This window comes from Shewanella sp. SM68 (genome assembly GCF_025653925.1).
In the GTDB taxonomy this organism is placed as follows: Bacteria; Pseudomonadota; Gammaproteobacteria; order Enterobacterales; family Shewanellaceae; genus Shewanella; species Shewanella oncorhynchi.
Genome location: NZ_JAKKRU010000003.1, coordinates 316,787 through 336,016, shown reverse-complemented (window position 1 = coordinate 336,016; position 19,230 = coordinate 316,787). Strand labels below are relative to the sequence as shown.

Sequence of the window (19,230 nt, the reverse complement as noted above, 5' to 3'; positions counted from 1 at the left end):
AATGGCCGATAGCGATTTGAGTATCAACACAGTTTGCATCTAATGGAGTATGGAATGAGCATTAATGGAATAAACAGTGCCACAATCGGCTCAACTTTCACTCCGGTATCGGGCGCATATATCGCAGCAACTCCTGCCACAACAAAAACGGCGACTAATGAATCGACAGCAGATGCGCAGGATACTCAAGACACAGTCTCCATTTCTTCAGCCGGCCGCGCCGCATTGTCCGCAGATGTAGGTGCCCCTTTAAGAGACAATGCTGCAGCCAAAAAAGATGGAATAGAAAATGATGCGTCAGAAGAGCCCATGACGTTAATCGACCAACAGATCCAGAAAATAAAAGAGCAGATCAAAGCACTACAAAAAATGCTGGCCAAACTTAAAGGAGATGACTCTGAGGTTGCGGAGCAACAACGTAAGTTAATCCAAGAACAGATAATGCAGCTAAGTAGTCAAATAGCAACCTTGACTGATAAGAAGATGCGCGACGCGCAAAAGTCAGCTTAGACAAGATAACTTACCAATAGTCTTTGTAATACAGCCCGTAATGGATGATAACCTAGATAGGAAAGCTAAACATTAAACGCCAAACATTGAGCCCATCGCCACGACGATAACTAAATCCGATGCGATCAACACTCAATAATTCACCGCCTAACGGCTTAGAAAAGGCAAGGGAGAAGCCTGCCTCATAGCTGCCAGAAACAATAGTATCTTGCTCTATCTCGCTGATAAATCTGAGTTCATTGAAATACCAATAACCCACGACAAAGATCCTTGGTTGCACCTGCAGATCCCACCATTGCCAGCGTGGTGCTAACCCTAAATCAACACCTGTTTGTAGTACTGCAAATTGATCCGAAAACTTACCATAGTGCTCACTGTACCCAGCAAAGCGTAATCTCGATACCCACACAGCATCCTGCCCTGCTAAGGTAAAGTCATACAAGCTACTGATCCCTGAGGCGATAATAGCAACGTTATCGTTTTTATCGAAGTTAGTGCCAAAACCGATATCTAAATACCCTTCCATTCGAGTATTTTCGCTCGCCTGCCAATGATGCTCAAAACCTGGGGTAACTGTCATAGTGCCTATCGACGACGGTAACTCGCCTTCAGTGATATCTTTGGCTAAATAATCAAAAAAGCCAAAGGAGATAGGTAACCGTAACCAAGTTTGGCTACCGCTATCTTTCTTCAAATCAAAAGTTAACGGAATACTAACGACGGTGGCATTTTGGTTTGCAGCGCGGTAAACGCCAGTGCCAAGATAACTACCAAAGGCGTAAACAGAATTTGGATTAGTGCTAGTTTCTATCGGATTACTACCATTAGCATTACTATTAGATGCATGATTGATAGAAAAGCCGGAATCATCCGCTTGAGATGCAGATATGAATGTATTTGTAGCGGAAATACTATCGGCAAAGGTGGTAGAAATAACGCTCAGTAATGCCAAGCACATTAGCGACAAGCTTAATAGCAACCGACTGAAACAATGGCTCAATTGACTTAAACCTTCCTCATTTTTAACTCAATCGGTCGACTCATCATGATGACAAAACTACTTATTTTCATCCATAAAATGATATTCAGACATCATGTGTCCAAGCTCAGTGGATTTAGTTTTTAAGTACGCTTCGTTATAACGATTTTTACCAACTTGCAGTGGTACGCGCTCAACCACTTCGATGCCAAACTCCTTCATCGCTTTCACTTTACGCGGATTATTGGTCATCAAACGCACATGCTTCACCCCTATCTGTTCCAGCATAGGCTTGATCATGTCGTATTTACGCATATCCGCTTCGAAACCGAGTTGCTCGTTGGCTTCAACCGTGTTGGCGCCTTTATCTTGCAGCTCATAGGCGCGAATTTTATTAAGCAAACCAATGCCACGGCCTTCTTGGCGTAAATAGAGGATAAAGCCACTGCCCGTTTCCGCAATATTTTGCATGGCAGCTTGTAACTGAAAACCACAGTCACAACGCAAGCTAAATAAAGCATCGCCGGTTAAACACTCGGAATGAATACGGCCCAACACAGGTTCATCCGCACTGAGCGTACCGAATGTGAGCGCAACATGCTCTTTACCTGATTCGGTATCTTCAAAACCATGCATGGCAAACACGCCCCAAGGAGTGGGTAACTTTGACGTCGCGACATATTTTATCGACATACTTAACCTTAACGACAACTCTCATTCCATGAGACGAATAAGATCCCTAGAAACAAAACGAGGATTAGGCACTTAGCCAACTAAGCGCACTATTCTAAAGTGTTTTCGAACAATCCAGAAATACTTTAGTGTTTTAATCAACTAAACCAAACATGAATGTCTTTTCGATGGGCAGCACGAAGGAATGGATTAAAACGAAGCAGTGCATTAAATACAAGGAGCACAAACACGCGATCGACACTCGATCCCGTGCCAGTGACATCCAATCCCACATTAAAATTTTGCGGGAGCGTATCCAGTAACTTCCGTTAGCCCCATTTCACGGCCGATAGCCGTCATAGGGTGGATTACCACAAGCCCTTTGACAGACTTTTTCAGTTTGCCCATGTCCGCTTGTTCCGCTTTTGTCAAAGCACGATGGAAAGGCAAACCTTTGATATCTGACCCTTGCTTATTCAATAAGCGGGTTTGTTGCCCTTTCACACTGCCGATTTGCTTAGTGACCGCAGCGATTTCGCGTTTGAACTGGGCAATAATGACGTCATCGCCTCTTTGTTCAGCCGCAGCAAGTTTACGACGAAATTTATCTAATTTATCGTTAAGCTGCTGCAGTTCTTGCTTTAAATTCATTCTGTTACCTTAAATTACCTAAGTTAGCCACAGTAAAATCTTAGCCTGATTATGCTAGCGTCTGTGTCAAGGCCTGAGATTATAGCAGCAAGTTACAGATCCTCGTTACCGCTTTTATAACAAACGAATGATCTGATTGCTGCTACCGCGAAAGACAAGACTCGGATCGGCAAGACTTTGTTCAAATTTTCCGTCCACCAGCACATCAATATAGGCCAACACGGCGCGCTGTTCATCACTCAACTCATCGAGCACATAACCTGTCCACAGCCAAATATCCTTCCCCTTACACTCAGCCTTGACTCGTTTGACGAGCGTCAAAATGGCACTGAGATTGACAGGCAATAAAGGATCTCCGCCCGAAAGCGATAAACCACGGCGCACAATCCGCTGATCATTGAGATCGGCAATAATCCTATCTTCCATCGTCCTATCAAACACATGCCCAGAACGGGGATCCCACGTGCTTTGGTTGTAACAACCGCGGCACTGGTGCTCACAGCCAGAGACAAACAAGGTCGCACGGGTACCTGGGCCATTGACCACATCGATAGGGAAATATTGATGGTAATTCATTGATGGTCACTCATAGTGCATTTCATCTTTTAACACTGACACTCATCACGTGGCACTATTTGATGCCACGGAATAAGTCTAACAGGCAGAATAAGGTAATAGTGTTACAAGTGTTTGATCCTGCGTTTTACTTCTTCTTGCTTGCCATAATTAAAGGGCCGCGCATCAGGACTGCCTAAGTAACCGCACACACGGCGCGTCACAGAAACCCGACTAGGCTCATGATTGCCACACTTAGGGCAAGTGAACCCTTTACTGGTACAACTAAATTCACCGGTAAAGCCACAGTCGTAGCATTCATCAATTGGCGTGTTAGTGCCATAGTAAGGCACGCGGCTGTAGCTATAATCCCAGACGTTTTCCAGCGCTTCGAGGTTATGCTGCATATTGGGATATTCGCCATAACAAATAAAGCCGCCGTTCGCGATAGCGGGATATGGCTGTTCAAAATCAATTTTATCGTAAGGATTTACGCTTTTTTCCACATCAAGGTGGAAACTATTAGTGTAATAGCCCTTGTCCGTCACACCTGTGACTAGGCCAAATTGCTTCGCATCCAGTTTACAAAAACGGCTGCAAAGACTCTCACTTGGCGTGCTATACAGACTAAAGCCATAACCTGTTTCGGCCTTCCACGCATCGGTAGCCGCTTTAAGATAAGCTACAATAGCAACGGCTTTTTCCCTTAATTGTGCATCATCAAAGACATGAGTTTGGGTGCCATAGAGTGCATTCATGGTTTCATGCAAGCCAATGTAACCGAGTGAAATCGACGCGCGGCCATTTTTAAAGATTTGCGCCACATCATCATCAGCCCGTAAACGTACACCACAGGCGCCTTCCATATAGAGGATAGGTGCCACGCGAGCTTTAACACCGTTCAGTCGCTCAATACGGGTATCCAGCGCTTTACGGGCTAATACTAATCTGTCATCTAAAATGCGATAAAACTCAGTCTCATCGCCATTGGCTTCTAAGGCAATCCGCGGCAGGTTTAAACTGACCACTCCCAAATTATTGCGCCCTTCATGCACAAGCTCGCCATTTTCTTCATAGGTGCCTAAAAAGCTACGGCAGCCCATTGGGGTTTTAAATGAACCGGTCACTTTCTCGACTTGCTCGTAGTTGAGGATGTCGGGATACATGCGCATTGTTGCGCATTTGAGCGCCATCTGTTTTACATCGTAATTGCAATCGCCCGCTTTATGATTAATACCATCGCGAATCGCAAACACTAGCTTAGGGAATACTGCAGTCTTGCGATTTTTCCCCAATCCCGCCATCCGCACTTTGAGCATAGATTGCTGAATTAAGCGTGATTCCCACGACGTACCTAAACCAAACCCAAAGGTCACGAACGGTGTTTGGCCATTGGCAGTGTGTAAGGTATTGACCTCATATTCCAAAGACTGGAATGCATCGTGACATTCTTTTTCAGTTTGTGCCGTAGCAAAGGCTTTGGCATCGGTGATCTTCCAATTCAGGGCAATTTGGTAGTGCTTGTCGTAGCTCTTAGCGACAAATGGCGCTAACACTTCATCGATACGGTTGATAGTTGTGCCGCCATAGATATGGCTCGCCACTTGGGCAATGATCTGCGCGGTCACTGCTGTCGCTGTTGAAATAGACTTAGGGGTTTCAATTTCGGCATTACCCATTTTAAAGCCGTGGGTCAACATGCCAGCTAAATCAATCAACATGCAGTTAAACATCGGGAAAAACGGAGAGTAATCTAGGTCGTGGTAATGGATCTCGCCCGCTTCATGGGCAGCGACTACATCCTTTGGCAAAATATGACTCTTGGCGTAATGTTTGGCGACTATGCCCGCGAGTAAATCCCGCTGAGTAGGAATGACTTTTGAATCTTTATTAGCATTTTCATTGAGTAAAGCCGCATTGCTTTGCTCAACTAAACCACGGATTTCGAGGTTGAGTTTACTGGTCGCTTCACGGCACACATCTCTGTCGTGACGGTATTCGATATACACCCGCGCCAGGGACTTGTACGGCCCTTCCATCAGTAAATTCTCAACTGCATCTTGTAGATGGTGGATATCGACTTCAGCTAATGGCGCGACGCTCTGACTGATACACGCTGCCACTGTCGCTGCATAGTCGCCATCCTCTATTCCAACTGAGTTTGCAGCGGCATTCACTGCATCCCTTATCCTTGTTTCATCAAAAGGTGTGCGGCAACCATCACGCTTAATTACGACTGGCATTGTTCAGTTCCTCTCCATCTCGCCTAAAAATTAACACTACATCTAGTGATTTTAAAAGCATAAAACACAATATGTAGAGCATTAGGCTACAATGACGGTAAGGAGTCCATGATCCAGATCATAGTTTTTAGGATGAAATAAAAGAACAAACAAGAACTGCAGCTAGGCCCAATTATCTGAAAATTGCGCCTTGACCTGCTGATTAAACCCAGCTAGTTGAATGCGTGACAATTTGTGTTTATCACGCACTATGGATGTGAATTAACGTTTAGCAAGCGCAAGATAACTACTGAGTTGGCCCGATGCAGATTGATGTGCCCCCATAGATGAAGCAAGTTGCATCATAGATTTTAGCCCCTGCCACTGCTGCTTTTGAGCATCCGTAAGCGGAGGTTCAGAATTCAAATAATCCGTCAATTGGCTAAGGACTTTCGTGGCCTTCTGGGCTAGCACCGGCGACTGAGCATCATCCATATTGGTTAAGACGTTTTTAGCATCAACTAAGGTATTGATAAGAGGATTATTAGGTGATTTTTTAGCTAATGACTTGATTTCATCATCTAAAAAATCTTGCAACGATTGTTTAGTCGGCGTTGTTGTGCTCGGCACTGTAATACCGTTTTTCGATAAACGCTCGAGTTGCACATCCGATAAAATGCCATCTTTTTGTAAGCGCGACACCAATGCGGGAATATCGGCGACGCCAAATTGACCATCGGCAAAAAAATCCTTCGCCATCGATTGAATTTTCTGTGCGCGTTGCGCCCGTGGCGACAGCGCTATCTCATCGGTTTTACCTTTATCGGGTTTGGTAGCATCCGTCTGCGTTTTATTTGTTTCTGTCGTAGTATCGGTTTTAGCCGTGCTCGTCTTTTGGCTATTGGCACCATAGGCATCGGCGATACTGGCACTGCTGCGATTAAGATTAAAGGCATTTAAAATAGAATTCATCGTCAAAAATTCGGCGTCTAAGACTCAATAACGGTTTTAAAGCAAAAACTAAGCCAATCAAGTATTAATCAGTGCAACCCCTGAGTTAATAGCATCACTATGCATAAACCAACTTATATCTAGGACTGTATATCTTCGATCAAGGCAAGACATTGCCGCCTTAGTAAATCGAGTGCCTCAGCGTCCATCTGCACTTTATCAAGCAAGGTTTGCTTCAAGGCAAGAGCTTCGTGCCTGATACCCTCTCCTTGACTTGTCAGAGTGATCAGCTTTTTCCGCTCATCTTCAACGCAGGCTAATCGCGTAATCAACCCCTTCAACTCTAACCGCTTGACGATGGGCGTTAAGGTTCCCATATCGAGTTTAGTCGCCATTGATAGCTGGGTTTGGCTACAGCCGTTTTGACGCCACAGGGTTTGCATCACTAAATATTGAGGGAAAGTTAACTCGTATGCCTCGAGTAGAGGCCGATAAGCACGCACTAATGCATTGCTCGCAGAATATAACGCGAAACAAACATTATCGGATAAACAGAGTGGATCGCTAGAAGCTTGGCTATGAGTCTGTTTTGTAGCGTCTAGCTCATGTTGAGGTAAGCAATTCTGCACGTTTAAGCGCCTGTCATTTAAACATAACGCTATCTTATCCGATCTGTCCCACCCCATCTAGTTTGCGCGCAAACTATTTGCATTCAATCTTAAAGCCACGTAGAGTTAACATCATTAGTTTGCGCACAAACAAAAGGTGAGTTTTTATGAAGAGTATGACTGAAACCCGTGAGATCCATCTAGCTAGTCGCCCAGAAGGCATGCCTACAGCACAGAACTTTACTTTAGTAAATAAAGCGTTAGCACCACTCGCTGATGGACAAGTGCTGATTAAAAATCTATGGATGTCGGTTGACCCTTACATGCGCGGGCGCATGGTTGATCGCAAGAGTTATGTTCCGCCCTTCGCCTTAAATCAAGTCTTAGAAGGCGGTGCGATTGGTGAAGTTATCGCGTCAAAAAACACCGAGTTCCCGGTTGGTACTAAAGTCAGCAGCATGCTAGGTTGGCGTGAACACGCAGTCACAGATACCGCAGGACTAACAGCTTTACCACTAACTACGCTTGATAGTTCACATTTCCTCGGCGTACTCGGCATGCCAGGCATGACAGCTTGGACAGGACTGGCTCGCATTACAGATTTAAAAGCGGGTGAGACATTGTTTGTTTCCGCCGCCTCTGGCGCAGTAGGTAGTGTGGCTTGCCAAATTGGTAAACTAATAGGTGCCCGTGTTATAGCCTCTGTCGGTTCAGATGAAAAAGCTGAATTATTAAAAAGTTATGGTGTTGATGCGGTCATCAATTACAAGACTTGTGGCAATCTTACCCAAGCGTTGACAAAAGCTGCGCCAGAAGGGGTTGACGTGTATTTTGAGAACGTCGGTGGCGAGCATTTAGCCGCAGCGCTGAGCAATATGAAAGATCATGGACGTATCGCTGTTTGCGGTATGATTTCGCAATATAACAACACAACTCCAACACCTGGCCCTGACAACTTAGCCCTAATTGTAATGCGAAAACTCAAGTTAGAAGGTTTTATCGTATCCGAACATTGGGCGCATTATCCTGAGTTCACCGCAAAAATGGCTCAATGGTTAGCGGAAGGCAAAGTAAAAGCAGAACAAACAATTTATCAAGGGCTTGAACAAGCACCTGATGCTTTTATCGGTCTATTTGAAGGTAAGAATCGCGGTAAAATGTTGGTCAAACTAGCCTAAGTCACCAACAAAGCGGTATAAACATCTCAATATGAGATAGCAAATAGTCGGTATCGCAAAAGTGATACCGACTTTTGTTTATCTGGCAATCAAACGCTATCTATATAAAGCTTTTGACTCTACATTTTGCATCATCAGCCTTTCCAGAGCGCAGCTTCAATCAAGTGGGCGACTTTCTCCACCGCAGCTTCGCCGGCGGCAATCGCCTCATCAGCACGGTGAAACTCCATAGTGCCGATATTTCCCACCTCTGGCACAATACAAATATCTGGTGGATCGCCCATCAACCGCGCCCGCTTATGTCTTTGCTCTAAAATACCCATAGATTGCGACATCACAGCAATCATCCCCGGATTCGATTTAGTGCCGAGTGAAAACTTATCGGTTAGGTTGCTGACATAATCTCGGCCACGGGCGAATAAATCCATAAAGCCCGTTTCTTGTCGCGCTGGCATATCCATTTCAGCTTGGACAGTCCTTTGGCTGGTCATATTCACGGGTAACACTTGGATACGCCCAGAATGATAGCCATATAAATCCACTGCAATCACTACATCAACGCCCATGGCACGGCTGACCGAAACAGGAACAGGATTCACCACAGCACCATCGACTAACCAGCGATCTCCTTGTCTGACAGGGGCTAAAATCCCCGGCATGGAGCAAGAGGCCCGTACCGCTTGCCGTAAATCCCCTTCAGTAAACCAAATTTCCTGACCAGAGTATAAGTCAGTCGCGACGGCTGCAAAGGGACGATTGAGATTTTCAATATTCACATCTCCTATACGTGCATGCAGCACATCGAACACTTTGTCTCCGCCGATAAGCCCGCCCTTACGCCATCGAATATCCATCAAGCCAAGCACGTCCCAACTAGAAAAACCGCGCACCCATTTTTCTAACTCGGGTAAATGATCATGGGCGTAAGCGGCCCCCACTAAAGCCCCTACCGAACATCCAGCCACTTTATCGGGCTTAATACCCATGGCAGCTAAACCATTCAATACACCTATATGTGCCCAACCTTTCGCCGCCCCACTACCCAAGGCAATACCTACCGAAGGGGTTGTTCCGTTAGCCATAAATCATTTCTCCTGTAACTCAATGCAGTACACGATAACGTAAAATCCTGCCATATCCACTGTCAATCGGTAAAAACGACACAATTAAGAGGTTGTAATACCAATGTAAATAAATACAATCAACAGAGCATAAATGGCACTCTTTCTACATCAATCCGTGCATGAAGCAGAGATAATCACCGATGTGGATAGCTGAGCAAGGATGATTAAGGCTATAATCTGCCCTTACTAAGATTTAGGGGATATACCTTTGCAATTTACCGATTTTTCTCTGGACCAGCGTCTGCTTCAAAGCATAAAACATATGGGGATCACAGAACCCACCGCCATCCAGGAACAAGCACTGCCTATCGCATTGGCAGGTAAAGATTTAATGGCGTCATCAAAAACGGGCTCAGGTAAAACCTTAGCGTTTTTGTTACCCGCATTGCAAAGAGTCATTTCTACCCGCTCACTGTCGAAACGTGATCCTAGAGTCTTGATTTTATTACCGACCCGCGAACTAGCGCATCAGGTTTATAGTCAGCTTCGCCTCCTTGTCGCCAACACCCAATACAAGGCCATCAGCGTACTGGGCGGGGAAAACTTTAATGACCAAGCCAAAGCTCTAGCGAAAGAACCGCATTTCATTGTCGCGACTCCAGGCCGTATCGCCGATCATTTAGAACAGAAGCATCTTTTTCTCAATGGCTTAGAGTTATTAGTCCTCGATGAAGCCGACCGCATGTTGGATTTAGGCTTTGCACCGCAGCTAAAAGCGATCAACGATGCAGCCGATCATAAACGTCGTCAAACTCTGATGTTTTCGGCCACGTTAGATCACGATGAAATCAATGATATCGCAACAACATTACTAAAAAATCCAGCGCACGTGGCGATTGGCGCAGCTCACTCTGAGCATAACGATATTCATCAACGTATCTTTTTATGTGACCACTTAGACCATAAAGAAGCGTTATTAGCCCGTTTGCTCAAAGATGAAACCCATAAACAAGTGATTATTTTTACCGCGACGCGTCCAGATACTGAGCGCTTAGCCGCTAAATTAACCACGCAAGGTTTTGCAACCGCCGCACTCAGCGGTGATTTAAAGCAGGCCGCACGAAACCAAATCATGGACCAATTTGCCCGTGGCCAACAACAAGTACTAGTGACAACCGATGTCGCCTCTCGCGGCCTGGATTTGCTCAATGTGTCCTTGGTCGTTAACTTCGACATGCCTAAATTTGCCGAAGAATACGTGCATCGTATCGGCCGTACTGGTCGTGCAGGCGCAAAAGGTGATGCGATATCGCTCGTCGGGCCAAAAGATTGGGACAACTTTAAGAAAGTCCAAGTCTTCCTCAGAAAAACCTTTGAGATCAGCACAATTCCAGGCCTAGAAGCTAAATTTAGTGGTCTAAAAAGCAAAGCTAAACAAACGCCAGTAAAACGTGTTGCTAAAGCGGAGCTTGCTAAAGGTAAGAGCAAAAGAACCAAAGCAACCACACCAGCTCCGTCGCGGGATAAGCGTTTCATCACGGGCGTGGATGTCGGCGATGCTCCTATGCGTAGAAAACCTGCTGCGGCACAATTACTACAAGATAATGATACTGAAGAAGTTTAAAACTAATTTATGCATAAAGGCCGGTGGATTTAACATCAGATATTATCTCTGATACAAATCACATAGGCATGATCTAATACTGGAAATTGACATACTAAAATTATCAGTCTGTCGCCAAGCGAATCAAAAGCGCATGGTAAACACTGATCCTCATGTCATTTCCAGCTACAATAGCGCTATTATCGATATTTTGAAGGTGTAACATGAGAGTTTGTGGTGTTGAATTAAAAGGTGGCGAAGCCATTATCAGTTTATTGAGCTATGAAGGTGAAACCTTCAATGTGCCAGAATGCCGTAAGGTGTCTTTCACCGTTTCCCAATCTGCTACCACAGAAGCTATTCGTGAGTTTCACTTCGCTTTTCATAAGCTTATGCAAGATTATCGCGTTGATGAAGTTGTCATCATAGAACGTGAGCAAAAAGGTAAACTCGCGGGTTCAGCGACAAGCTTTAAACTTGAAGCAGCCATTCAATTAGGGGAATTACCTGTCAGTCTATTGTCTCCTGTCACTATCAAAGAGCAAAACAAGCGCAATCCACCCCAAGTTGATTTCGATAGTTTAGATCTTAAAAAAGTACAGCAGTTAGCTTTCGAAGCCGCTTATGCCCATCAAAATCGCCGAATTTTTGGCAAAGTATAAGTAATGTGATGAACTCAGGCTCCGAAGTCATTCGGAGCTAAATCCTCTATGAATCCATTAAAGTACTTAAACGGTTACAGCCTTGATATTCAACAGCAGGTACAGCAACATCTCGATGCTGGCACATTACCCAAGCTATTGCTGAAACGTCATCCTGTCATACATAGCGTTCGTAGCGATAAAGCGCTGTACGACTATACTCAGACGATTAAAAATCAATTTTTACGCCAGTCCTCCCCGCTCTCAAAAGTGATATTTGATGACAAAATTAATATTAGCCATCATGCACTTGGCTTGCATTCTTACGTAGCACGAGTTCAAGGCAATAAAATCAAAGCGAAGAACGAAATTCGCATTTCTTCGCGTTTAAAGCGTGTGCCAGAACCTTTGTTGCGTATGGTCGTAGTACATGAATTAGCCCATTTAAAAGAAAAAGATCACAACAAAGCTTTCTATAATTTGTGTACCCACATGGAGCCGGATTATCACCAGTTTGAATTTGATTTGCGCTTATTATTGACTTGCATCGACGCTAACATATCCCCTTATTCTACAGATAAAGTCGACACCTAACCTTCGTATATTTTTCACCCAAAACTTGACTGATAATAGTTTTCATTTAGAATGCTGAAGTATCTCACGCAGGAGAACTCAGTAATGACAATGACGAAACAGAATATCGATAAACTTTTGAGCAAATGGTGTAAAAAACAAGCTAAAAAGTTACTCAAAACACAGGCGAAATCTGTTTCAAGTTCAGGAAAAGTGATTCCATCCTTATCTCGTCTGAACACCCTGACTGATAAATCTTTGACGAATAAAAAGGCTCAACGAAAGCACCTCACCCAATTACTCTCTAAGCATATTGCTCAGCAAGAATTTGCCCATAGCAATAAGTCAACACTCAAAAAACAATTAAAACTCGCGAAAGCTAATTTTATTGCCGCAAATGATGCGACATTTTCATCGACTATTATTACTCGACTTTCTCCTTTACCCACGGAACACAGCTTTGCATTACGTCCCTTTAAAAAATCACCCTGTGGTGGCTGTCCCGCATTAAAAGGTAAATTGTGCAAGTGCGCATTAAAAGTAATGCAAAGGCGCCACGCAAGCTGATAGGCACGATTTAGCACTGCATATTTGGTTCTCTGTTCAGTCCTTAATAAAAAACGTTATAAGCTCTTCAGCCGCACAATTTTCCTCTTCACAACCTTTTGAATGACTCGCTATAACACTTCTAACTGAAGATCCTATCTATTTTATCCCATTATGTTTTATCGCCACGACTTCGAGTCGAACAAATTTTAAGCTTTTATACAACTCGAACAGTACTCGTGATAGCAGGAAAATGTCTACCATAATAAGTATTGTGGAAACAAAAATGCCGATGAAATTTTCATTTCATCGGCATTGATAAACTCTTCTAGAAAGTCAGTGCTATTGTTTATTCAAACTTTGATACTATAAATTCTATTAGCTTAGGTTTGGCTAACCTAAGTTCATTATAGCTTCACGACTCTTCACCATATTAGTGAATGTGCGTAAATCTTGATTTGCTAACTTGCTCGACATAGGAATATCGGCTTTCAACGGATCAACAGGTTTACCATTGATATGGAATTCATAATGCAAATGTGGACCAGTCGAACGACCTGTATTACCAGATAAAGCAATCACTTGACCGCGAGTTACACGTTGACCTTTACGCACTAACGCCTTAGACAAATGTAGGTAACGGGTACGGTACTTACCACCATGTTCAATCACAATATACTTACCGGCAAACTGATGGTCCGTCACTAAACTGACAATTCCATCACCAGGTGCAATAACTTTAGTCCCGATTGGCACGGAAAAATCTGTTCCATTATGGGGAGAAATACGCCCTGTGATTGGGTGTTTGCGATGGCTGTTAAAACGTGAACTCATACGCGGTTGTTTAGCTAACGGATAACGTTGGAATGCCCGAACTAAACTCTGGCCTTTAGCATCATAATAACTACCATCAGAATATTGATATGCACTAATTTCAGAACGACCACTTTTAATACTGACGCCTAAAATTTGGCTACTTCCCGTCGGTTCACCTTCAACATATTGATCATTTACCAAAACTGAGAATTTGTCGCCAACTCGTAAATCACGGGCAAAATTCAATTTTTCTTTGAGTAAATCTTCAATTCGCTGAATATCTGCAGCGGCTAAGCCCATTTTTTGGGCTGAAACGTAGAAAGAACCTTTAATATCGCCAGTCAAAATTCGATTTTGCCAAACACCTTCAACGTTCACTTCTTCAACATTAAAACTACCGTCTTCATAACGCGTAAAAACCACTTGGCGGGCAGCGTTAAAATAAAGTTCTAATTTTTGTAACTGGCCTTCACTATCAAGCCAAAATTGCATTCTGTTACCAGGTAACAGGGTATCAAGTGCCAAAATGTTTAAATCAGCTTCTAAAACCTTATACATAGTCTGCTGATCAACACCCGCCTTGGAAAATAACCCACTTAAGGTATCACCGGAAACGATAATTCGCTCAAACTGGGGAGCATTATTAATGAGTGCAGCTTGATCTAGGACTTCAGGTTCAGAAACTTGAGGGAGAATATTTTCAATATCGAGAACAACAGGGATACGCTGAGCAGTTGGCGTAACATGGTTATTATTCGGCATCAACATAGCAGCACCCATCAACAAACTACCCATTAATAGAATGTTCTTTTGGGTCGATGATAAGTTCTGCAAACGGGTTTGCGATAAGTTGATAAAGTTGGGTTTGCCTGTTTGCAACGCTTTTCACCTTTCGTTAACTTTGCGTTCTATTTTTGACCAGTCCCTTTGAGGGAAGCCCGAATTTTTCCCAACTTATATCAAAAAACCGATTATGACAAACGCTATTTCACTCTTTTGTTGCACCATTAATGAAAAACATGCGCTAGTTGGCATTTCCAACTCACTTTGCGTGTATTATCCGAATGTTAAACACACTGGAGATACAATAAATAACACTTATAAAACAATTTGTTATTTATCGCACTCTGTGAGAAAGAGCAACTAAGGCAAAACTATCGTCATTTCGCTCCCATGTGAGGTTTTATTGATGTCGATGCGGGTATTTATCTGCTCTTTCATTTCCGACACGTGCGAGATCACCCCTATCATGCGGCCAGAGGATTGCAAATCCATCAGGGTCCGAATGGCCAGTTCTAAAGAATCTTGATCTAAACTGCCAAAGCCTTCATCGATAAATAAAGTATCGAGTTTAATACCACCTGCATAGGCTTGCACTACATCTGATAGGCCTAACGCCATAGATAATGCTGCCATAAAACTTTCACCACCGCTTAAGGTAGCCACAGGACGCACTTTGGAGGTATAAGCATCTTCTACTTCTAATTCGAGCCCAGAAGCTTTGTTGCCCTTGGCCCTATCTTCCTTACGTAGTAAACGATAACGCCCTTTGCTCATTAGGTGTAGCCTGTGGCTTGCCTCTAACAACACATCGTCAAGCAGTACGCTTAACACAAAACGTTGCAGACTGATCTTATTACCTGTATTTCCATTAGCGACATCTGCAAGGGTGCCGATAACCGCATATTCATCTTCCAAAACCTTAGCTTTTGCATCGGCAATACTCAGCTGGGTTTGGGTTTGCATCAGTAATACTGTGCGAGTGTGAAGCAACTGCCATGCCTGCTCGGCAGCGTGTAATGCTTGCTGCGCGAACTCAAGCTCAGCAGCCAGCTTAATGCTATCGGGTAGTACTTTATCCTTAAGCTTAAGCGCTAACTGCTCGCACTGTGCCTTGGTCAAAGCACTGCGCTGCTGGTAAGCCTCAATTTCGCTGGCTAATGCACGCTGTTGTTCTTCATCCAGCATGGCCTCAAATAAGGCCTGTTGATCGGCAAAACCTGCTGCGACTAATTGCTGATTGAGTTGCTGCTGTGCACGCGTTTGCTGGGCTAATGCCGCCTCAGCAGCATTTTCAGCACCATTAAGTGCCGCTTTAGCCGCAACAAAAGATTGGCCAGTCTGTTGTTGGAGATCCCTAACACTAGTGATCTGTTGCTTAATTTGGCTGATACTTTGCTGATTTTGCGCGATTGCTGCAGTTAAGGCCTCAAGCGTTACAAGCGCAGATGGAACACTTTGCTGCATGTGCGCTAACTGCCCCTGCAATATATCCACTTTAGATTGCAGTGCACTGTCGTGTGTTTGTCCTTGCTCTAGCTTTTGTTGTAGATGCGTTTCCTGTGCGTGCAACAATGCAATCTCTTGCTGTAACAGCTGTAACTGCTGATGGGCTTGCTCCGCTTGAGTGAGTGAGAAAGCGTATTGCGACAAGGTATGTGTATGTTCGTCTAAAGGAATATCAACCGCAGTGCCCAATTGGACCGCGAGATCTTGTGCTTGCTGTTGCAAGGTTTCTAACTGCGTTTGTAGCCCACGATATTCCGCTCTGGCTTTGCTCAGGATTTCTTGAGCATTCGTTTCAGCCTCAAGTGCTAATTGCAGCGCTTCATCACTTGGGAGTGGCTCTTGGCTTTGTGCTGGCTGTGGATGTGTTTGGCTGCCACAAACAGGGCAAGGTTCATCTTGCTGTAATTGCCGCGCTAAAATAGCGGCCTGTCCTTGATGCCAAGTCAACAATAAGGCTTTATATACAACCTGTGCTTGCTGATGCTGAGCACTGAGTTGTTGCCCTTTGACTTTAGCCTCAACAAGTTTTGCCTGTGTCGACGATACCCTTGCCGCCACTTGTTGCCATTGCTGATAGGTAGATAATAACTGCTGTTGCTGCTGATGCGCTTGTTGCAATGAGAGGCGAGTTTCGCTGTTGGCCTGTAGTTGCGGCAGAGCAGATTCCAATTCACGGCGTTTTTGGACTACGGTGGTTAACTCATTTTTGCTGTTCTGAAGTTGTGTTTTCGCGCTAATGAGCTGCGCTTGCTCTTGTTCAAGGGTTTTATTAAGCCTATCCAATTCCCTGAGCTGCGGCCCTAAGGCATTCAGTTGCTGTTTGACCTGTTCCTGTTCGAGTAACGACGCTTCCAACACGGGCAAATCAGCGGCCTTAAGCTCTGCGTTATAGAAGGCTTGTTTAGCATTGATTAATGCTGTTTTCGCATGTTCAAGGGAAAGACTTGCCGCCTTGGCTTCCTGCTCACGGGCCACAAACACCTCAAGCATGGGTGCCAAGTGCTGCGCCTGTTTAGCCAAATTCAGTTTGTAGGTTTCCGCAGCCATGTTTTCTTGCTGTGCATCAAGCGCAGCAACCGTTTGAGTTAAGGCATCAAACTGCACAAATTCGGCCAATAAATGCTGGGCGGCATCGCTGGTTTTTATCACCCATTGTTGCTGCTGTAATGCTTGTTCTTTCGCACTTTGGGCAGTTTCAAGTTCTGGCGTGAGCTTGGCTAATTCACAGCTAAGATCGTCATCGGATGCTAAACCCGCACTTTGTAAAATGCCATCACGGCGACTGCGTTGATCTTTTACTAAGGCGCGGATATCTGCAGCCTTATTTTTTAAGGAATCTTCAATACGTCGATATATATGCGTTTGAAATAGCTGACTAAATATCAGTTCTCTGGCTTTAGAATCTGCCATTAACAATTCGCGAAACTTTCCCTGTGGCAACACCATCACTTGGCGAAACTGCTCCACATCGAGGCCAGTTAAAGCTTCAATCTCAGCAGTTGCCTCAGAGACTTTGCTCGCAACAAGCAAACTTTCATTATCCTCGGCGTCTATCTTATATAACTGAGCTTCGGGCTTCTGCACCGTTGAGCCGTCACCGCTTTTTTTAACCCTGTCTTGCTCTGGCACACGGCGAATACGATAACTGCTATTACCCAACTGAAAACTAAAAGTGACTTCTGTTAGCAGACTATCATCGGCCATATCGCAGCGCATCTGGCTGCCTTCACGCTCATTACCAGTGGTTTTGCCATAGAGGGCAAAGCAAATACCATCGAGCAAGGTCGTCTTACCCGCACCAGTGGGTCCATTAATCAAAAACAACGGATTAGTCCCTAAGGCCGTAAAATCAAGTTCTTGAGTCGATGCAAAGGGGCCAAAGGCTGACATGGAAAGGCTAAGTGGTCTCATGCTTGGCGCTCCTCATTGTGTAGCTTAGTCAGGAGTTCATCCATCACGGCTTGCTGTGCTTGTGTTAATGACTCGCCGGACACTTGAGAGAAAAAGTCACGGAACATGTCCATCTCGCCTTTTTTGATATGATCTCGGCTCAAGGTGACTTGTTGCTGCCCCGCCATCAGACCAGTCCGCTCTAAATGCAGCACATTAGGGTAAACGGCTCTCAATTTTCCCATAGCATCTAAAATGGCATGTTTATCAAGAAGTCTGACCATAAGGTAGTCCTCACGCTTGATATCCGTTTTACCTTGGGCGAGTAATGTGGCTAACTCCCCTTCTAAGATGCGGACATCGCGTATTGACGTTAATGGCAATAAACTAATTTTAATCGGCGTTTGCGCGCTAAGTTCGACTAAGGTCACCGACTTATGTTGATGTTGTTCGCTAAAGGAATACTTCAAAATCGATCCTGAGTAGCGCACATGCTCTGCACCTTTGTATTGCGGTCCGTGCAAATGCCCAAGGGCGACATAATCAAACTCAGTAAATAGCGTTGGCGATATTTTATCAGCGCCACCAATGCTCAGTGGTCGCTCAGATTCTGACTCGCTACCACCATCCAAAAAACAATGGCTTATCACCACTTTCGGCAAACCTTGGCTATCGTGCTGGCGTACTTGTTCAAGCAATAGCGTCATTGCGGCCTCATGGCTTGCCGCCTCACACTCAAAAACTTGGCGCACTGTGGCAGGTTCGGCATAGGGCAAGGCATAAAACACCGCATCACCGCTTGAACTCGACAAAGTAATGGGATAAATATCAGCACTCAAAGGGCCAATAATATGTAACCCACTTGCCGCCATTTGTTTTGCTGCAAAACCTAAGCGCTCGTGACCATCGTGGTTACCTGCAATTATAATGACTTGCAGGCCTAAATCATGCACTAAGCGGTTAAGCACATCATCTAACAGCGCAACCGCATTCGCAGGCGGAATCGATCTGTCATAAATATCCCCCGCCACAATCACGGCATCCACCTTGTGTTCATCCGCTAGAGCAATAATTTGCTCGAGCACAAAGGCTTGATCATCCAGTAGTGATTGATTGTGTAATTGACGACCTATGTGCCAGTCCGAGGTGTGGATAAATTTCATAATCGCTCTTTTAAAGAAGTGGTGGCGCTAAACCCGAGCGCACATGCCGCCCGTCGATGCAAAATAAGACTGGCAAGATAGACACTGCACTTAAATCAATCGGATTAAATATGTACACAATATTTAAAATACACACCAAAACAATAAGAAGCCTAAAAAGTGTATTAAAAATGACAGGTAATACTATTCAAAAAACTTGAAAGAGTACACCTAACTCAAAGTAGGATGAGACGTTTTAAGTCGTCATTTGGCGGATCTTTTGGGTGATATCCACCTCAGCTTAACTTTTGAGCCAAGATGGACGCCACCAAGATACACT

17 protein-coding genes are annotated in these 19,230 nt (G+C 44.5%); 6 read left to right on the top strand and 11 right to left on the bottom strand.

The window, feature by feature from the left end; translation table 11 throughout:
• Positions 1 to 54: 54 nt before the first annotated feature.
• Complete coding sequence (locus tag L5M40_RS07025) at positions 55 to 510, top strand: FlxA-like family protein (protein ID WP_263175935.1); 456 nt, start codon at positions 55 to 57, stop codon at positions 508 to 510.
• A gap of 52 nt (positions 511 to 562) precedes the next feature.
• Here L5M40_RS07025 and L5M40_RS07020 read toward each other — a convergent pair whose 3' ends face one another.
• The 7 genes from L5M40_RS07020 to L5M40_RS06990 form a co-directional block, all read right to left on the bottom strand.
• Positions 563 to 1,510: a hypothetical protein gene (locus L5M40_RS07020; protein ID WP_263175936.1), complete on the bottom strand. Its 948-nt coding sequence runs from the start codon at positions 1,508 to 1,510 to the stop codon at positions 563 to 565.
• A 57-nt stretch (positions 1,511 to 1,567) separates the two neighbouring features.
• Entirely contained in the window at positions 1,568 to 2,182 is a 615-nt protein-coding gene (gene ribA, locus L5M40_RS07015) for a GTP cyclohydrolase II (protein WP_006087423.1), read from the bottom strand.
• Between the two features lie 273 nt (positions 2,183 to 2,455).
• Entirely contained in the window at positions 2,456 to 2,812 is a 357-nt protein-coding gene (locus L5M40_RS07010) for a YibL family ribosome-associated protein (protein ID WP_028760414.1), read from the bottom strand.
• 114 nt (positions 2,813 to 2,926) lie between these two features.
• On the bottom strand, positions 2,927 to 3,388 hold the full coding sequence (gene nrdG, locus L5M40_RS07005; RefSeq protein ID WP_105252903.1) for an anaerobic ribonucleoside-triphosphate reductase-activating protein: 462 nt from the start codon (positions 3,386 to 3,388) through the stop codon (positions 2,927 to 2,929).
• A gap of 104 nt (positions 3,389 to 3,492) precedes the next feature.
• Positions 3,493 to 5,610: an anaerobic ribonucleoside-triphosphate reductase gene (gene nrdD, locus L5M40_RS07000; RefSeq protein WP_173245562.1), complete on the bottom strand. Its 2,118-nt coding sequence runs from the start codon at positions 5,608 to 5,610 to the stop codon at positions 3,493 to 3,495.
• A gap of 261 nt (positions 5,611 to 5,871) precedes the next feature.
• Complete coding sequence (locus L5M40_RS06995) at positions 5,872 to 6,561, bottom strand: hypothetical protein (protein WP_173245565.1); 690 nt, start codon at positions 6,559 to 6,561, stop codon at positions 5,872 to 5,874.
• A 119-nt stretch (positions 6,562 to 6,680) separates the two neighbouring features.
• A complete protein-coding gene (locus tag L5M40_RS06990) occupies positions 6,681 to 7,169 on the bottom strand; it encodes a MarR family winged helix-turn-helix transcriptional regulator (protein ID WP_212599903.1) in 489 nt (162 codons plus the stop codon).
• A 146-nt stretch (positions 7,170 to 7,315) separates the two neighbouring features.
• Between L5M40_RS06990 and L5M40_RS06985 the strand changes: the two genes are divergently transcribed.
• Positions 7,316 to 8,326: an NADP-dependent oxidoreductase gene (locus tag L5M40_RS06985; RefSeq protein WP_263175938.1), complete on the top strand. Its 1,011-nt coding sequence runs from the start codon at positions 7,316 to 7,318 to the stop codon at positions 8,324 to 8,326.
• A gap of 134 nt (positions 8,327 to 8,460) precedes the next feature.
• Here the strand turns inward: L5M40_RS06985 and rssA are convergent, their stop codons facing one another.
• Entirely contained in the window at positions 8,461 to 9,408 is a 948-nt protein-coding gene (gene rssA / locus L5M40_RS06980) for a patatin-like phospholipase RssA (protein WP_028760420.1), read from the bottom strand.
• 250 nt (positions 9,409 to 9,658) lie between these two features.
• Between rssA and L5M40_RS06975 the strand changes: the two genes are divergently transcribed.
• From L5M40_RS06975 to L5M40_RS06960, 4 genes are all read left to right on the top strand, one after another.
• Complete coding sequence (locus L5M40_RS06975; protein WP_173245574.1) at positions 9,659 to 11,014, top strand: DEAD/DEAH box helicase; 1,356 nt, start codon at positions 9,659 to 9,661, stop codon at positions 11,012 to 11,014.
• A 203-nt stretch (positions 11,015 to 11,217) separates the two neighbouring features.
• Entirely contained in the window at positions 11,218 to 11,655 is a 438-nt protein-coding gene (locus L5M40_RS06970) for a DUF3010 family protein (RefSeq protein WP_028760422.1), read from the top strand.
• A gap of 48 nt (positions 11,656 to 11,703) precedes the next feature.
• The gene (locus L5M40_RS06965) at positions 11,704 to 12,228 is read left to right on the top strand and encodes a M48 family metallopeptidase (RefSeq protein ID WP_105252910.1); all 525 of its coding nucleotides are present in this window, start codon (positions 11,704 to 11,706) and stop codon (positions 12,226 to 12,228) included.
• Positions 12,229 to 12,318: 90 nt separating this feature from the next.
• Positions 12,319 to 12,774, top strand: a complete 456-nt coding sequence (locus L5M40_RS06960; protein ID WP_173497885.1) for a hypothetical protein — start codon at positions 12,319 to 12,321, stop codon at positions 12,772 to 12,774.
• A gap of 372 nt (positions 12,775 to 13,146) precedes the next feature.
• On the opposite strand, the gene L5M40_RS06955 is transcribed toward L5M40_RS06960, so the two are convergent.
• From L5M40_RS06955 to L5M40_RS06945, 3 genes are all read right to left on the bottom strand, one after another.
• Positions 13,147 to 14,448, bottom strand: coding sequence for a peptidoglycan DD-metalloendopeptidase family protein (locus tag L5M40_RS06955; protein ID WP_263175939.1), 1,302 nt, complete (start codon positions 14,446 to 14,448; stop codon positions 13,147 to 13,149).
• Between the two features lie 264 nt (positions 14,449 to 14,712).
• Complete coding sequence (locus L5M40_RS06950) at positions 14,713 to 17,769, bottom strand: AAA family ATPase (protein ID WP_263175941.1); 3,057 nt, start codon at positions 17,767 to 17,769, stop codon at positions 14,713 to 14,715.
• Entirely contained in the window at positions 17,766 to 18,911 is a 1,146-nt protein-coding gene (locus L5M40_RS06945) for an exonuclease SbcCD subunit D (RefSeq protein ID WP_173245580.1), read from the bottom strand. Before L5M40_RS06945 ends, L5M40_RS06950 begins: the two co-directional genes overlap by 4 nt.
• Positions 18,912 to 19,230 lie beyond the last annotated feature (319 nt).